The sequence below is a fragment of the Bradyrhizobium sp. WSM471 genome (assembly GCF_000244915.1).
In the GTDB taxonomy this organism is placed as follows: domain Bacteria; phylum Pseudomonadota; class Alphaproteobacteria; order Rhizobiales; family Xanthobacteraceae; genus Bradyrhizobium.
The window spans coordinates 29,574-43,100 of the sequence record NZ_CM001442.1; the positions used below are offsets into that span (position 1 = coordinate 29,574).

The 13,527-nt window shown below is 59.4% G+C and carries 9 protein-coding genes and 1 riboswitch; of the genes, 6 read left to right on the forward strand and 3 right to left on the reverse strand.

From position 1 onward, the window contains the following. Positions 1–163 precede the first annotated feature (163 nt). Both BRA471DRAFT_RS40090 and BRA471DRAFT_RS00140 read left to right on the forward strand, forming a co-directional pair. Positions 164–673 carry a septal ring lytic transglycosylase RlpA family protein gene (locus tag BRA471DRAFT_RS40090; protein ID WP_007603831.1) on the forward strand — a complete coding sequence of 170 codons (510 nt, stop codon included), beginning with the start codon at positions 164–166 and terminating at the stop codon, positions 671–673. Positions 674–927: 254 nt separating this feature from the next. Further along, positions 928–1,752 carry an alpha/beta fold hydrolase gene (locus BRA471DRAFT_RS00140; RefSeq protein WP_007603833.1) on the forward strand — a complete coding sequence of 275 codons (825 nt, stop codon included), beginning with the start codon at positions 928–930 and terminating at the stop codon, positions 1,750–1,752. Between the two features lie 397 nt (positions 1,753–2,149). Here BRA471DRAFT_RS00140 and BRA471DRAFT_RS39235 read toward each other — a convergent pair whose 3' ends face one another. Both BRA471DRAFT_RS39235 and BRA471DRAFT_RS00150 read right to left on the reverse strand, forming a co-directional pair. Continuing rightward, positions 2,150–2,296, reverse strand: coding sequence for a hypothetical protein (locus BRA471DRAFT_RS39235; protein ID WP_231171010.1), 147 nt, complete (start codon positions 2,294–2,296; stop codon positions 2,150–2,152). A gap of 455 nt (positions 2,297–2,751) precedes the next feature. Then, entirely contained in the window at positions 2,752–3,489 is a 738-nt protein-coding gene (locus BRA471DRAFT_RS00150) for an aminoglycoside phosphotransferase family protein (RefSeq protein WP_231171124.1), read from the reverse strand. Between the two features lie 354 nt (positions 3,490–3,843). Between BRA471DRAFT_RS00150 and BRA471DRAFT_RS00155 the strand changes: the two genes are divergently transcribed. Next, positions 3,844–4,818, forward strand: a complete 975-nt coding sequence (locus tag BRA471DRAFT_RS00155) for an MBL fold metallo-hydrolase (RefSeq protein ID WP_007603838.1) — start codon at positions 3,844–3,846, stop codon at positions 4,816–4,818. Between the two features lie 194 nt (positions 4,819–5,012). Here BRA471DRAFT_RS00155 and BRA471DRAFT_RS00160 read toward each other — a convergent pair whose 3' ends face one another. Beyond that, complete coding sequence (locus BRA471DRAFT_RS00160; protein ID WP_007603840.1) at positions 5,013–5,978, reverse strand: LysR family transcriptional regulator; 966 nt, start codon at positions 5,976–5,978, stop codon at positions 5,013–5,015. Between the two features lie 841 nt (positions 5,979–6,819). On the opposite strand from BRA471DRAFT_RS00160, the gene BRA471DRAFT_RS00165 reads away from it, so the two are divergent. From BRA471DRAFT_RS00165 to BRA471DRAFT_RS00175, 3 genes are all read left to right on the forward strand, one after another. Then, positions 6,820–8,718: a diguanylate cyclase gene (locus BRA471DRAFT_RS00165; RefSeq protein WP_007603841.1), complete on the forward strand. Its 1,899-nt coding sequence runs from the start codon at positions 6,820–6,822 to the stop codon at positions 8,716–8,718. A gap of 168 nt (positions 8,719–8,886) precedes the next feature. Further along, positions 8,887–10,557 (forward strand): PAS domain-containing methyl-accepting chemotaxis protein, encoded by a 1,671-nt coding sequence (locus BRA471DRAFT_RS00170; protein WP_007603843.1) that lies wholly within the window; start codon positions 8,887–8,889, stop codon positions 10,555–10,557. A 364-nt stretch (positions 10,558–10,921) separates the two neighbouring features. Further along, positions 10,922–12,883, forward strand: a complete 1,962-nt coding sequence (locus BRA471DRAFT_RS00175) for a PAS domain-containing sensor histidine kinase (protein ID WP_007603845.1) — start codon at positions 10,922–10,924, stop codon at positions 12,881–12,883. A 281-nt stretch (positions 12,884–13,164) separates the two neighbouring features. Continuing rightward, positions 13,165–13,370: riboswitch (cobalamin riboswitch) on the forward strand. Positions 13,371–13,527 lie beyond the last annotated feature (157 nt).

Genomic DNA, 13,527 nt, shown 5'->3' on the forward strand with positions numbered 1-13,527 from the left:
CGCCCCAGCATGCCCCATTTCCGGCACCTTTGCCGATCAACAGAGATGAAGCTGCCTATGGGCTGGCGGTTTGTTCTGCGCCGAGCCCTCCGTAGGACCTCCGATTGGACTTAGCGGTGAGGCGACACTGTCGCAGCGCCTCTTTCATACCGAGGGATCCAGCATGAAACGCATGGTCGTGGCCGGCATCGTCCTTCTCTCGCTCTCTTCCGTAGCCGAGGCGCATCGTCTCTCCGGAAGCGCGACCTATTACGGCGGAAGTGACCGTCTGTGCGGTCGCCGCACAGCCTCCGGGGGCGTGCTCAACTGTGCTGCAATGACCGCCGCCCACCGGACGCTGCCCTTCGGCACGGTCCTGATGGTTCAGAGCGGCGGTCGGTCGATCCGGGTCACGGTGAACGATCGCGGTCCATTCACCGGCGCGTTCCTTGATCTATCGCCTGCGGCCGCGAGTGCGCTCGGCTGTCGCTGCACCCATCGCAACGTGACCGCGACGATTGTCCAAATGGGATCCGGTGGGACTTTGGTCGCGAGCCGAGGCCGCCAACGTCCCGTCGCTGCGGCGGCCATGCCGGGGTTCTTCCAACCGATGCAGGACGGCATGAGTCCGTTGGGAGCGTTCGGGTCCTCGATGGCGATGGCTCCTGCGCCGCGCCATCACCGTCGCCATTAGGCCGGAGCCGCTCAGGGCGCATCGTCTCCTGTTGTAGCTACGCTCAGTCTGCGGGACCGATGCGATTGGAACTCCGTTTCTTTCCGGCAAACCGATGCGATCAAAAGTGGAAGGCCGCATTCGCGAATGCGTTTCACGCGTCGAGCGGACCGTTCGACTCAACGGCCACAAACGTGCGATCTGAGAAGACGCTGGCTGGTTACTAAGCTTGATGGTCGTGAAGACGTCGGCGACCAACAGCAGGATCTAGACCCATGGGCCTTATCAAAACCGAGGACGGCACCGAAATTTTCTTCAAGGATTGGGGCAACGGTCGACCGCTCTTCTTTCACCACGGCTGGCCTCTGAGCGCCGATGACTGGGATAGCCAGATGATGTTCTTTCTGGCGCGCGGTTACCGCGTGATCGCTCACGACCGCCGTGGCCATGGCCGCTCGACCCAAACGGCCCGGGGGCACGACATGGACACCTACGCGGCCGACGTCGCCGCGATTGTGAGAAGCCTTAATCTCGAGGGAGCCATCCATATCGGACACTCAACTGGCGGCGGCGAAGTTACCCGCTATGTCGCAAAATATGGCAAGCAGCACAACGTTGCAAAGGCCGTCCTGATCAGTGCTATTCCACCAACCTTCATGAAATCCGAGAGAAATCCCGACGGTGTGCCTAAAGAGGTCGTCGACGGAATTCGCAATGGGACGGCAAATCACCGCTCGCAATTCTATCAGGACATTACGATCCCGTTTTATGGGTTCAACCGGCCGGGCGCGGTCGTTTCGCAAGGAATTCGCGATAACTGGTGGCGACAGGGAATGATGGGGGCCGCGATAGCCCAGTACGAATGTATTAGGGTGCTATCCGAGACGGAATTCTTCGACGACTTGAAGGTAATCGAGGTCCCTGTGCTCGTGATGCACGGCGAGGACGACCAGATTTGTCCGTTCCCGACGACCGGCGCAAGGTCAGTGAAGCTCCTCCAGCATGGGACGCTGAAGTCCTATCCCGGACTACCCCATGGGATGCCAACGACGCATGCAGAGCTCATCAATACCGACCTGCTTTCCTTCATACAGTCCTAGTGAGCCGAGTGCTGGATCGCGACGTTGCCGACGAGTCCTTGGCTTCGATCAAAGCCGACAGCCAAATGGATCACTAAAATGCAAGCACCAAGAGACCATGAGGCCTGCTTCGTCCGGCATACGGCGGCCGAAATAGCTGCGATGATGGACGATCACTTCTCGGGCGGACGATGATCGCGAGTCCGCTGGACAATGGGATGATCCACCGATGTCTGTTTGTGAAGCCGGGTGGATGTCCGCACTTTACGCCAAACCGACGCGATTGACCGTATCTGACGTGCCTACGATGTTCGGTTTAATGCGGCTTCGCAATGAAGATTAGACATCGCGCGCGCTGCCAGACCGGCCCTTCTGACCCCAACCTGTCACGTCGTGCGTTTCAGGAGGGCCCAATCCGCTAACGGTTGCGCACCAGCAAAGTCCAAACAGGCGACGCACCGTCCCAGCCGCGTAGGCGGCCCGACAGCCGCACCTTCAGCCCGGCTTCCGTGATCCGCTCGACAACAAGATGCAGCGCGATCACGTCACCCTCTGACAGCTCCACACAGCCTCGCTTCCGCGACCACACCGCGCCCGGGAAGCGATACAAGTTCGCCTTCAGCCATCGGCCGCCGCGCTCCGACAGCGGTTGTAAGTCGACCTGAGCGCCGGCCCGGGGCCGCAGCCCGAAATCTGACGGTCGCAGCCAATTTGGAAACCAACCCATGCGACTGACTAGCCGTTACTTACCGCGTTTGTCTAGGCTTGGTCCGTCTGATGGATTCGCCGCCCGAAGCCGAGGGCGTCTGCTCTTTCGAATTAGACTGGAAGTTTACTGCGCTGCGCCGAACCGGCGCCTATTGGCCCTCCGCTGATGGTCGCTGAAGACGGGTCTTGTTCGCTGTCAGGGCTTAACCGGAGTCGATCCAGGTGGGCGCCTACTGCCGCTTGTGACCCAAAGGAGACACTGATGCCTCACTTCGACAGGCCTCTTCGGCTCGCGCGTGCGACCAAGATGGTTCAGTCTCCCGAGCGCAGTGCCGCTTCGATGCGCTGGATCAGCTGCTCCCGCAAGGAAGGTACCACGTCACCAAGGACGACGAAGGTGCGGACGATCGGCAAATACGGCTTTACGGCCGCCGTCAGCTCCGCGAGCGACATGCCGGCCAGCTGCGCGTATTCCGATTGCGCCGCGGCATTGGTCGCGCGCGGACGCTCCGGATTGTCGGCTATTTCCGGGGCGAGTTCGGAAAGGATGACATGCAAGAATGCTAAGTCGACGGCGGCGGGCGCCCGCATCGCGAAAGTCCAATCGACGAGCCTTGGGCCTTCCGCCGTCATGATCACGTTGCCGGGACTAAGGTCGCAATGGCAGACCCCGTCGCCGGGCGGCAGGCGATCGATCAGGGCGAGGACATCCGTGGCGATGTGCTTGGGAACCTTCCCATCGTCGTGCCGCAACTCGGTCTCCATATACTCGCGTAGGGAAGTGACGTGCGGTGGCGGGGACGTCTTGTGAAGAGACATGGCCAATGTCGCGACGATCGCGCCCGCCTCTTCGAACGTCACCACGCCGGTTCGCGAGAGATGCCAAAGGGTCGGTCCGTCGAGGCGCTCCAGCAAAATGCCGAAGCGCCCGTCCAGCGTCACCTCACCGAACACCTCCGGCGCCGGGACGCCGGCGGCCCACACCGCGTGGATCATGCGTACCTCGTGCCGCCCGAGCAGATGAGAGACGCCGGCCTTGAACAACTTCACGACTTGCCCTGGCGCCCAGGCGTAGGCTTCGGAAAAGGCGCCTTCACCGATCTTTTCCCCCAGCGATCCCTGCATGCCCGTTCTCCGCCGTGCAGAGGAAACACCGGCGGCGAGGAAAAAGGAACCCCTGCGTCGCGGCCGCCGCCTCGCCTTTCAACCTGCAGAGACCTGCGTCCACTCCGCTAAATGGTGCTAAGTCCGGCTTTGACCCGGAACGGACATCTACGGACGCACGCCTATTGCGCGAAAGGGAGAAAAGAACCTAAGTTCCATCTATGGGACCTTCGGTTGGGGTGAGGCCAATGCCGCCGCGCGGCTTCATACCGCGCCGGCATCGAACAAAATGGAGGTCACATGCGTCGTCTTGGTTTACGCGATCTCATCTGGTCGCTTGCCTGCGCCGTCCTAATCATTCAGGCCAATCCACTAACCGCCCAGCCATTCAACGGCTGCCCGTCCGAGGAAATTCTGGCGGCCTGGAATGATTTCGGGCTTGCCGGAAAGCCGCCGCCGCCTGCTTGGCGCAGCTTTGTGCGCGATCCCAAGGCGCAATACATCGAACCCTGGAAGGCATTCGACAACGTCCATTACGTCGGCGCGTGCTGGGTGTCGGCCTGGGCAATCCAGACCAGCGATGGCGTGGTGCTGATCGACACGTTGCATGAGCCTCATGTCGATCAGTTGGTCGCAAATCTCGGCAAGGTAGGTATCGATCTCGCCGACATCAAATATGTGCTGATGACGCATGGCCATTTCGACCATGTCGGCGGTGCTGCCAAGCTCAAGCCGCTCCTGACCAATGCAAAATTCGTGATGACGCAAACTGGTTGGGACGAAGCAATGGAATCGGCGCGGGCATCGGAATCGACGCCCCTGCGCTGGTCGATGATCCCACAAGATATCGCAGTGAAGGACGGCGACGTCATCCAGTTTGGCGGCAACAACTTCGCTGTGTTTGAAACCCCCGGCCACACGGCCGGTACCGCATCCTATACCTTCGACGTCAAGGACGGTGCCAGCACCTACCGAGCCGTCAGCATCGGTGGTTTAGGTCTTAATGCCATCAAGAATTCAAAACAGGTCGAAGTTTTCATTGCAAGCCTTGACCGACTCAACGGACTGCTCAAGCAGCAAAACCGGCCGGTCACGGTTCATCTTACAACCCATGGGTTTTCTAACGGATTGATGGAAGCTCGTGACAGGCTGTCGGCACGCAAGCCGGGCGAGCTCAATCCGTTGGTCGATCCAGACGCGTTGCTCAAACAGATTGCCTCGCTGCGCAGCGGAGCCGAAGTGCGGCTCGATAGTGAACGTAAGGCTGGTCGCTGAAGCACCCCAGCGCCAAGCCGTCAATTGTTGACGGCGTCTTGGTGTGCCGTCCAAAGCTGCTCAGACAAGTGCGCAGATGGCAGCGCTTCGAGAGTCCTGTTCTGGCCCATAGCTGACCCGCCGGGCGCCGGCGGTGAGGACCGCTTGTGACCCAAAGGCGACATTCCTCCTCAGCACCTCCCGCTTTGATTGGCCTACTTCTCGCTGCGTGCGCTCCGCGGCGCCTTCGCGTCCTCTCTCGCCGTTCTGTGGACGCATTCAATGAAAAGCTTTGCTGCGGGGCTGCGTGTGCGATTCTTGAGGGTTACGATTGCGACAGGCCGCCGCCGCACGGGAATGTTGATTGGAAGTACTTTGAGTGATTCGTCTCTGTTGCCGAAACCCAGCACCGAGGCTGGAAGCATCGTCACAAATTGTCCGCCTGCGACTAGCCGGAGGCATAAATGAATTGAAAGGGTTGTGATGGGCGCGTGTGGCATTTCGGAGCCGCTATCGCGAAACAGCTTGGGCGCGAGCGAACCTTGCATTGTATCGGGCGGCGGCAGTATCCAGCGTTCGCCGGCCAGGTCGGTGAGCATGAGCTTGCGCGACTTCGCCCATTTGCTCTGGCGGCCTGCGATCACCACGGTGTCATCATTGTACACAACAGCCGCTTCGAGGTCGTCCTCGTCGAACGGCACCGGAATACGGCCGATCAGCAGATCGATGCTGCGCTCGCGCAACTCGCGATAATGCAAAGTGCTCATGACAGCTTGCGCGACGTCGAGTCGAACGCGGGGCTGCTCGAGCGAGAACCGCTTGATGACAGCAGGCAAAAATCCAGCCGCGACGCTCTCGGTGCTGCCAATGCGCAGATCTCCTACGGTCGGATCGGAGAGAAAAGCGAGTTCTTCAACACCGTGTTTGAGTTCGTCAAAAATGGCATGGCCGCGCGTAACGAGGGCGCGTCCATAGGCCGTCGGCTCTATGCCGCTGCGGCTACGGTCGAGCAGTCGAAGCCCGAACATGTGCTCCATGTCCGCAATCGCTTTCGACACTGCGGGCTGCGATATCGCGAGTTCGGCCGCAGCCTTTGCCATGCTACCCAGCCGCACCACCGCGAGCAGAATATGCAGGTCTCGCAACTTGAGATGACGTCCGACGCGATCGACCCACTTCATGGCACGGACCTATCAAAACAGTTATGTAACGATCACATATCATAATTTGATACGTATGTCTCTATGGCGCATAGTCCGCATTGCACCGGCGAACACGCTTGCGGCTTGCTGGATGGCTGTTGGCTGAACGCCGGACCTGTCGAAGGTTCGGCGGAGTAGAGGCCCACCATGCGTGACCAACGCCTCAAATGAGGGGTGTGACTCGAAGTTGGATTCCAAACCAAGCAGGACTGGTCATCATGATCGCCACCATTTGCTGCAGAGTGATTGCTACTGCATTATTTATCAGCGCCCTTCTCCCGGTCGCCACGCAGGCGCAAGGGATCAAAGTAACGCTAGCCGAAGTGCGGGTGGAGACGTGTCACGTCGACTGTCAGAGGCAAACCGGACGCCGAGCCCCTAAGTTCACCGCCGCCGCTGGTTCAGTGCAGACGTTTTCGGAGCGATCCGGTGATGACATACGTAGTGCGCCGTGCGCTTTGCTCAACGGACAGCGCAAAGGCCCGGTTTGATGGGGTTCTCTCCGGGCCTTTGGCCCCGCTTCGTCGCGCGGCGGTTCGGGATCGAGAACCGTCACAGACGAGACGCCGGCAACGAATACAACCACAGCTTGAGTCGGACGGCGAAATTGAGGCGCAAACAGCGCCGCGTATGCACTGCGATCCGCGATCGCATGCGGAGCGCCTGAGTGGGACCTGAACACTGCTACCCCAGGCAGATCTAAGGTTTGGCATTCCCTTCGCATTAACGATGCGAATGGGAATCATCGTCAACGAATGGCGGCAGAAACTTCGATTTCAGCAAGCGGGTCCATCCTGTTTTGCGAACAGGACATTGCACCGTGCCTAAGTTGGTAAAGTCTCCCTTAACGATCATCCTCGTGCTGCTCGGCTTCACACTCGCAAGCTTTTGGGCTCTGATCGCCTGGAAGGGCGTGCAGGAACGAGCGCTCGCGTTCGCCAAAGCGGGATCCGAGACCCAGGGGCTCACCCATTCCCTCGCGCAACACGCGTCCAAAAGCTTCAACGCAGTGTCGCTCGCCTTGTTCGGGACGGGCCAGTACATCCGACACTCCGACAAGTCCGCGCGGGCGTCTGCGGAGATCAACGACCTGCTCGCCCAATATGCGAAGAACATTCCTCAAGCTCGCGAACTTGGGGTGCTGGGGGAGAGTGGCGACTGGATGTTTTCGTCGTTTGAAACGGTGCCAGCGGTCAACAACGGGGATCGCGAGTATTTCCTCTACCACCAATCACATCCTGAAGACGCTACGCCCCGCATCAGCGAGCCTCTCATTTCCCGCGTCACCGGAAGACCGACTCTGCTCATGACTCAACGACTGCCGAATCCCGACGGCTCGTTCGGAGGCGTCGTGTTCGCGGCGATCGATCTTGCCTATTTCAGGTCGTTCTACCAAGGCTTTGAAGCCGAGCAGGACCGCACCGTTACTCTCATGACGACGAGCGGCAAAGTTCTAGTCCATCGCCGAGACGACCAGGTCGGCAAGGACATAGCGCGAAGCTCGTTTATGGACCACCTGAAGGATTCTGGAGCGGGCCTGTATTCTATCGTGTCGCCGTTCGATGGCCGCACCAAGCAAATCGCCTATGAAGCGGCGTCGGATTTTCCCATCGTCGTCACCGTCGCAGTCCCGGAGGACGCGATCCTCGATGGCTGGCGCAGGGACCGGAACTTCGATGTGCTACTGGGTGGCACTGTGTCAACGATCCTGATCGGGTTGGGAATTGTACTGGCCGTCCAGATCCGCAAGCGCTCGGCCATGGCCAGAATGCTGCGTGAACGGGAGCGCGGCTACCGTTTGCTGGCCGAGAACGTAGAGGATGTCGTCACCCGTTTCGACAGGACCGGTCACCGGTTGTACATCTCGCCCTCGGTCGAGAAGCTTTTCGGGTGGAGCCCCTCAGAGCTTCTGGAGCAGCCCGCCTTTTCCAATATCCATCCGGCCCATCGGGATCTCGTAAAGGGTTTGATAGAGGAGCTAGGACCCGAGAGACTCACGGGGAACGTCGAGTATCTGACGCGCTGCAGCGACGGCAAGTACGTCTGGGTGGAAACTCAGATGAACTATGTCGACGATCCGGAAGAGCCCGGCCCAGAGATCGTTGGCGTGATCCGCGACATCTCCAAGCGCAAGGCTGCGGAGGAGCAACTGATCTCAGCAAACGAGCAGCTCAAGGCCCTCTCCGAAACGGACCCGCTCACCGGGATCGCGAACCGGCGACGTTTCGACCGAATGTTAGAGCTCGAGTTCAAGCGGTGCCAACGTTCCAATTCGCGCATTTCCGTGTTGTTTATTGACATAGACAAGTTCAAGTCTTTCAACGACACCTGCGGCCATTCCGCGGGCGACGGCTGCATCCGGCAGGTTGCAGAGACCATCGCATCTTGCCTGAAAAGGCCGGCCGATCTGGTCGCGCGTTACGGGGGTGAGGAATTCGCTGTTTTGCTCCCCGAGACGTCATCCGGCAATGCCGAAATTGTCGCCGAGAAGATCCGGGCATCGGTTCACGACCTTTCCATCGCGCATCAAGGAAGTCCTCTCGGGAGAATCACGATCAGCTTAGGGATAGCAGGTGGCAAGTGCGATGCGAGAACGTCGCCGGCTTCGCTGTTAGCTGCCGCGGACGGCGCGCTGTATGTGGCCAAGGAACACGGGCGCAATCGGGTCTGCGCTGCAGCCGAAACACCGAGCGTAACGTTAGTAAGGCCTGTCGGTTAGGCCAGACCGATCCGATAGGCGGAGTTGTTGCACTGCAACGCGGTGGCCGGGCCAGTAGCGCCCCGTAGTTTCACGCCCCGTATGCTTAACCGTTTCTAAGCACGGGAGTGCAACCATTCGTCGAAACAAAGATAATTTTGCATGACAAGAATTGCGCGGAGGGAATGCATGTTCAGCTCGCCCCGTAAGAAGCAGGTCGACCGCGCGTTGGCGCTGGCGGCGGCCATCAACCGGTCCCAAGCGGTGATCGAGTTCAAGCGGGACGGCACGATCGTCACAGCGAACCGCAACTTTTTGGATGCAATGGGTTACTCGCTCGGCGAGATCGAAGGCAAGCACCACAGCATCTTCGTCGAGACCGCCGAACGCGAGAGCGCCGCCTATCGAGAGTTCTGGACCAAGCTTAGCCGTGGCGAATTCCAGGCAGCTCAGTACAAGCGCATTGGGAAGGGCGGTAAGGAGATTTGGATTCAGGCATCTTACAACCCGATCATCGATGCGACCGGCAGGACGGTTGGCGTAATCAAATTGGCCACCGACGTCACCAAGCAGAAGATCAAGTCTCTTGAAGACGCGGGCAAGATTGACGCGATCAGCCGTGCCCAGGCAGTGATCGAGTTCAAAATGGACGGCACCATCGTCACTGCCAACCAAAATTTCCTTAAGGCCATGGGCTACTCGCTCGACCAGATTGCCGGCAAGCACCACAGCATTTTCGTGACACCCTCCGATCGTGAGAGCGCGGCATATGCCGATTTCTGGTCGCGTCTCAATCGAGGGCAATACGCAGCAGGCGAATACAAGCGCCTCACCAAGGACGGTCGCGAAGTCTGGATACTTGCCACCTACAATCCCATTTTTGACGAGGCCGGCAAACCATTCAAGGTGGTCAAATTCGCAACAGACATCACCGAGCAGAAGCTAAAGGCTGCCGACGGTAGCGGCCAAATGGCGGCGATCACGAAGTCGCAAGCCGTGATCGAATTCAATATGGATGGCACCATCCATACTGCCAATCAGAATTTCCTCGACGCAATGGGTTACACGCTACACGAGATCAAGGGGCAGCATCATTCGATGTTTGTTGAGCCGAAGGAGCGGGAGGCGACGGCTTACCGTGAATTCTGGCAGAACCTCAACCGGGGCCAATTCCAGGCAGCCGAATACAAGCGCATCGGGAAGGGCGGCCGCGAAATCTGGATCCAAGCGTCTTACAACCCGATTCTCGATCTCAACGGCAAGCCATTTAAGGTCGTCAAATACGCTACCGACATCACCGCGCAGGCAATCGGGCGCAAGAAGGCGGAGGCCGCGCGCGGTCTGATCGATGCGGTCGCCGCCGGTAGCGAAGAGATGAGCGCCTCAATTCGAGAGATTTCTGAGACCATGAGCAAGTCGCGCAAGACGGCAGGCATGGCGACCTCCAGGGTAGAGGCAGCCGATCAGCAGGCGGAGCGACTCAACGAGGCTGCTCAGGCAATGAGTGGCATCGTCGAGATGATCGGCAATATCACCGGCCAGATCAACATGCTGGCACTCAATGCGACCATCGAGTCGGCTCGCGCAGGGGAAGCCGGACGCGGCTTCGCAGTAGTTGCGTCTGAGGTTAAGAACCTTGCCAATCAAGCCAAAACCGCAACCGACACCATCTCGCGCGAAATCGCTTCGCTGAACAGCATCGCGGGCGATGTTTCGGGTTCACTCACAGCCATCAAGGCCGCGATAGAAAGTGTCAACGAGTTTATAGCTTCGACGGCAGCAGCTGTCGAAGAACAGAGCATTGTCACATCCGACATGGCTTCCAACATGCAGCGTGCATCCGCCGAGTTGGCCGCCTGATCACACCGGCTAGCAGCGTTCTATTGGAGGGCGCAGGCGCTTGATCCGACGCTGCTCCTTCCTGCTTGTCGGCCCGTTCTGGATGGCTGCTCGCGCCGAGACAGGTTACAGCTTTAAGCTCGCCTGAGTCTTATCGTGAGGCCGATCGGGATTCCTTCGATTTTGGACCGCCGCGCGCCTTGTGATATCGCTGTCGCTGATCAACCACACGCTGCGCTGCACTCGCCTCAAGTTTGACCTAAGGCGGAGGTCAATCTGGGTCGACGGTCGCCGCACCGAGCCTTACAACATGAAAGCGCGATAGCAGCACGGAACCATATTTTGTCCGCAGGGTTGTTCATTCTTCCCCACAGGAGCACGCTGTTTGCAAACCCATCAGTCAAAACTTGACGGGATCGACGATACTGCGCGACTTCAACTGCTCATCGATGCGATCGTTGATTACGCCATTTACATGATCGACATAGACGGCACCGTCCGCAGCTGGAACTCCGGCGCGCAGCGGCTGAAGGGCTACACGCCGGACGAAATCATCGGCAAGTCGTTCGCATCCTTCTATACGCCCGACGATCGCACCAAAGGGCTCCCGGAGCGCGCCTTGAGCGTCGCAGCGCAAGCAGGCCGCTTCAGTGCCGAGGGATGGAGAGTCCGCAAGGACGGAAGCCGTTTCTGGGCATCGGTCATCATCGATGCCGTCCGCAACGAATCTGGTGAGCTGATCGGCTTCGCCAAGGTCACGCGAGACGTAACCGAGCGTCAGCAAGCCCATGAAGAGCTTCTCAATAGCGAGCGGCGGTACCGCCAGCTGATCGAGGCCGTGGTCGACTACGCGATCTTTCAGCTTGATCCGCTCGGCAACGTGGCAACCTGGAATCCCGGAGCGGAGCGAATCAAGGGCTACGCGCCTCCAGAGATCATCGGCCGGCATTTCAGTGCGTTTTACACGCCTGAAGATATCGAACTCGGTGTGCCCAAGCGTGCGCTTTTAGAGGCGGCGGAGCATGGGCGCTTTGAAGCGGAAGGCTGGCGCCTGCGAAAAGATGGCTCCCGCTTTTGGGCTTCGGCCATCATCGATCGCATCACGGACGAGGCTGGCAACATCGTCGGGTTTGCCAAAGTCACGCGCGATGTTACGGACCGGAAGCGCGCCGAGGACGAGCTCAAACACGTCCAGGAGCAACTCGCCGCATCCCAAAAGCTGGAGGCGGTGGGGCAACTCAGCGGCGGAATCGCGCACGACTTCAATAATCTGCTCATGATTGTCCTTGGCAATCTCGAAACAGCTGAACGACACGTGAAGGCGCCCGGAGCCAATCTGAACCGGGCGCTCGCAAACGCGAAACGAGGCGCGCAGAGAGCCGCGGCTTTGACCAGCCGCTTGTTGGCATTTTCGCGCCGGCAGGCGCTCGATCCCAAGCCGATCAACGTGAACAACTACGTCAACGGTCTGCAGGAATTCCTCCAGCGTACGCTCGGAGAGAGCATCGAAGTCCAAACGGTCGGAAGTGCGGGGCTATGGCAAATTGAAGCTGACGCCAATCATCTAGAGTCAGCCATCGTCAACCTGGCAATTAACGCTCGTGATTCCATGCCCGACGGCGGAAAGCTGACAGTGGAAGCTGCCAACATCTCCGCCGACGATGACTACTGCCGGCTCAATCCTGAACTGGCGCCCGGTCAGTACGTCGCCATTTGCGTGACTGACACCGGTGGCGGGATGTCGCGCGATGTTCTCAGTCACGCCTTCGAGCCGTTCTTTACCACCAAGGAGCCGGGTCACGGCACCGGCCTTGGCTTGAGCCAGGTCTATGGCTTCGTCAAACAATCCGGAGGGCACGCAAAAATCTACAGCGAGGTGGGGCAAGGCACGACGATCAAGCTGTATTTCCCGCGCTTCACCGGCAGTGCCCGACACGAGGAAGTGGCACCTGAGGAGCTCGCTGAGGGTGAGATATTCGAGACCATTCTCGTCGTCGAGGATGATGAAGATCTGCGCGTCTATATTTCTGACGTCCTGCGCGATCTCAACTACCGCGTTCTCTCGGCCCGCACCGCCCAAGCCGCCCTGACCATTCTCCTGCAGGACCAGTCGAAGGTCGATCTTCTTCTCACGGACGTGGTCATGCCCGGGATCAATGGTCGCGAACTCGGCCGGCGCGCGCTTCAAATTAGACCGCGACTGAAGATACTGTACATGACCGGGTACTCGCGCAATGCCGTCGTCCATCAGGGGAGGCTTGATGAAGGCGTAAACCTGCTGGAGAAGCCGATCTCGCAAGCGAAACTAGCGCTGAAGGTGCGAGAGATTCTCGACCAGCTGACCTAAGGTCAGACAGCGGTAGCATCCTGCGACCGCCGGCGCCGGCGACTACCACTCTTCCAACGCCCGCTCGTGATCCTTAGGCGAAGAGCGCCTCAGGCGTCTTGATGTCCGCTGTCTCTGGTAAAACGGGCGCGTGGCTGAATTTGCCGCGCCGGGGGTCTTTGACCCCGCAGGCTGACGTCAAGTCCCGGGAGACTGGCGGGCGCAGCAGCGACACCCTGCGACCATCGCTGGGCGAGCTGGTTTAAAATCCCTCCCGGTTGTTGACGGGACGATCACCAGATGCCACTTTCGTGATCGGTAGTGTCCGCAAGGACTCATCAAGGGAATGCGGTGCGTCCGTCTCGGCGGACCATTCCGCGGCTGCCCCCGCAACTGTAAGCGGATAGCCGACGACCAGCAAAACCACTGGAGCCAATCGGTCTCTGGGAAGGTGGTCGAAGGCGATAACCCGCGAGCCAGGAAACCTGCTGCCAGCCATAAGTCACGCGCGAACGCATTGGGCGGGGTGCCTCGATGTCGGACAAGTAGCCGGTGCATCTGCCGCTTGGGGCGAAGGCAGGTGACTAAGGCAACCGCGGTGACGGTTTGTTTGCGTCGCCGCAGAGCGTTCTTGTGCAACATCTTCATTTCGGCAGCGGCATTGC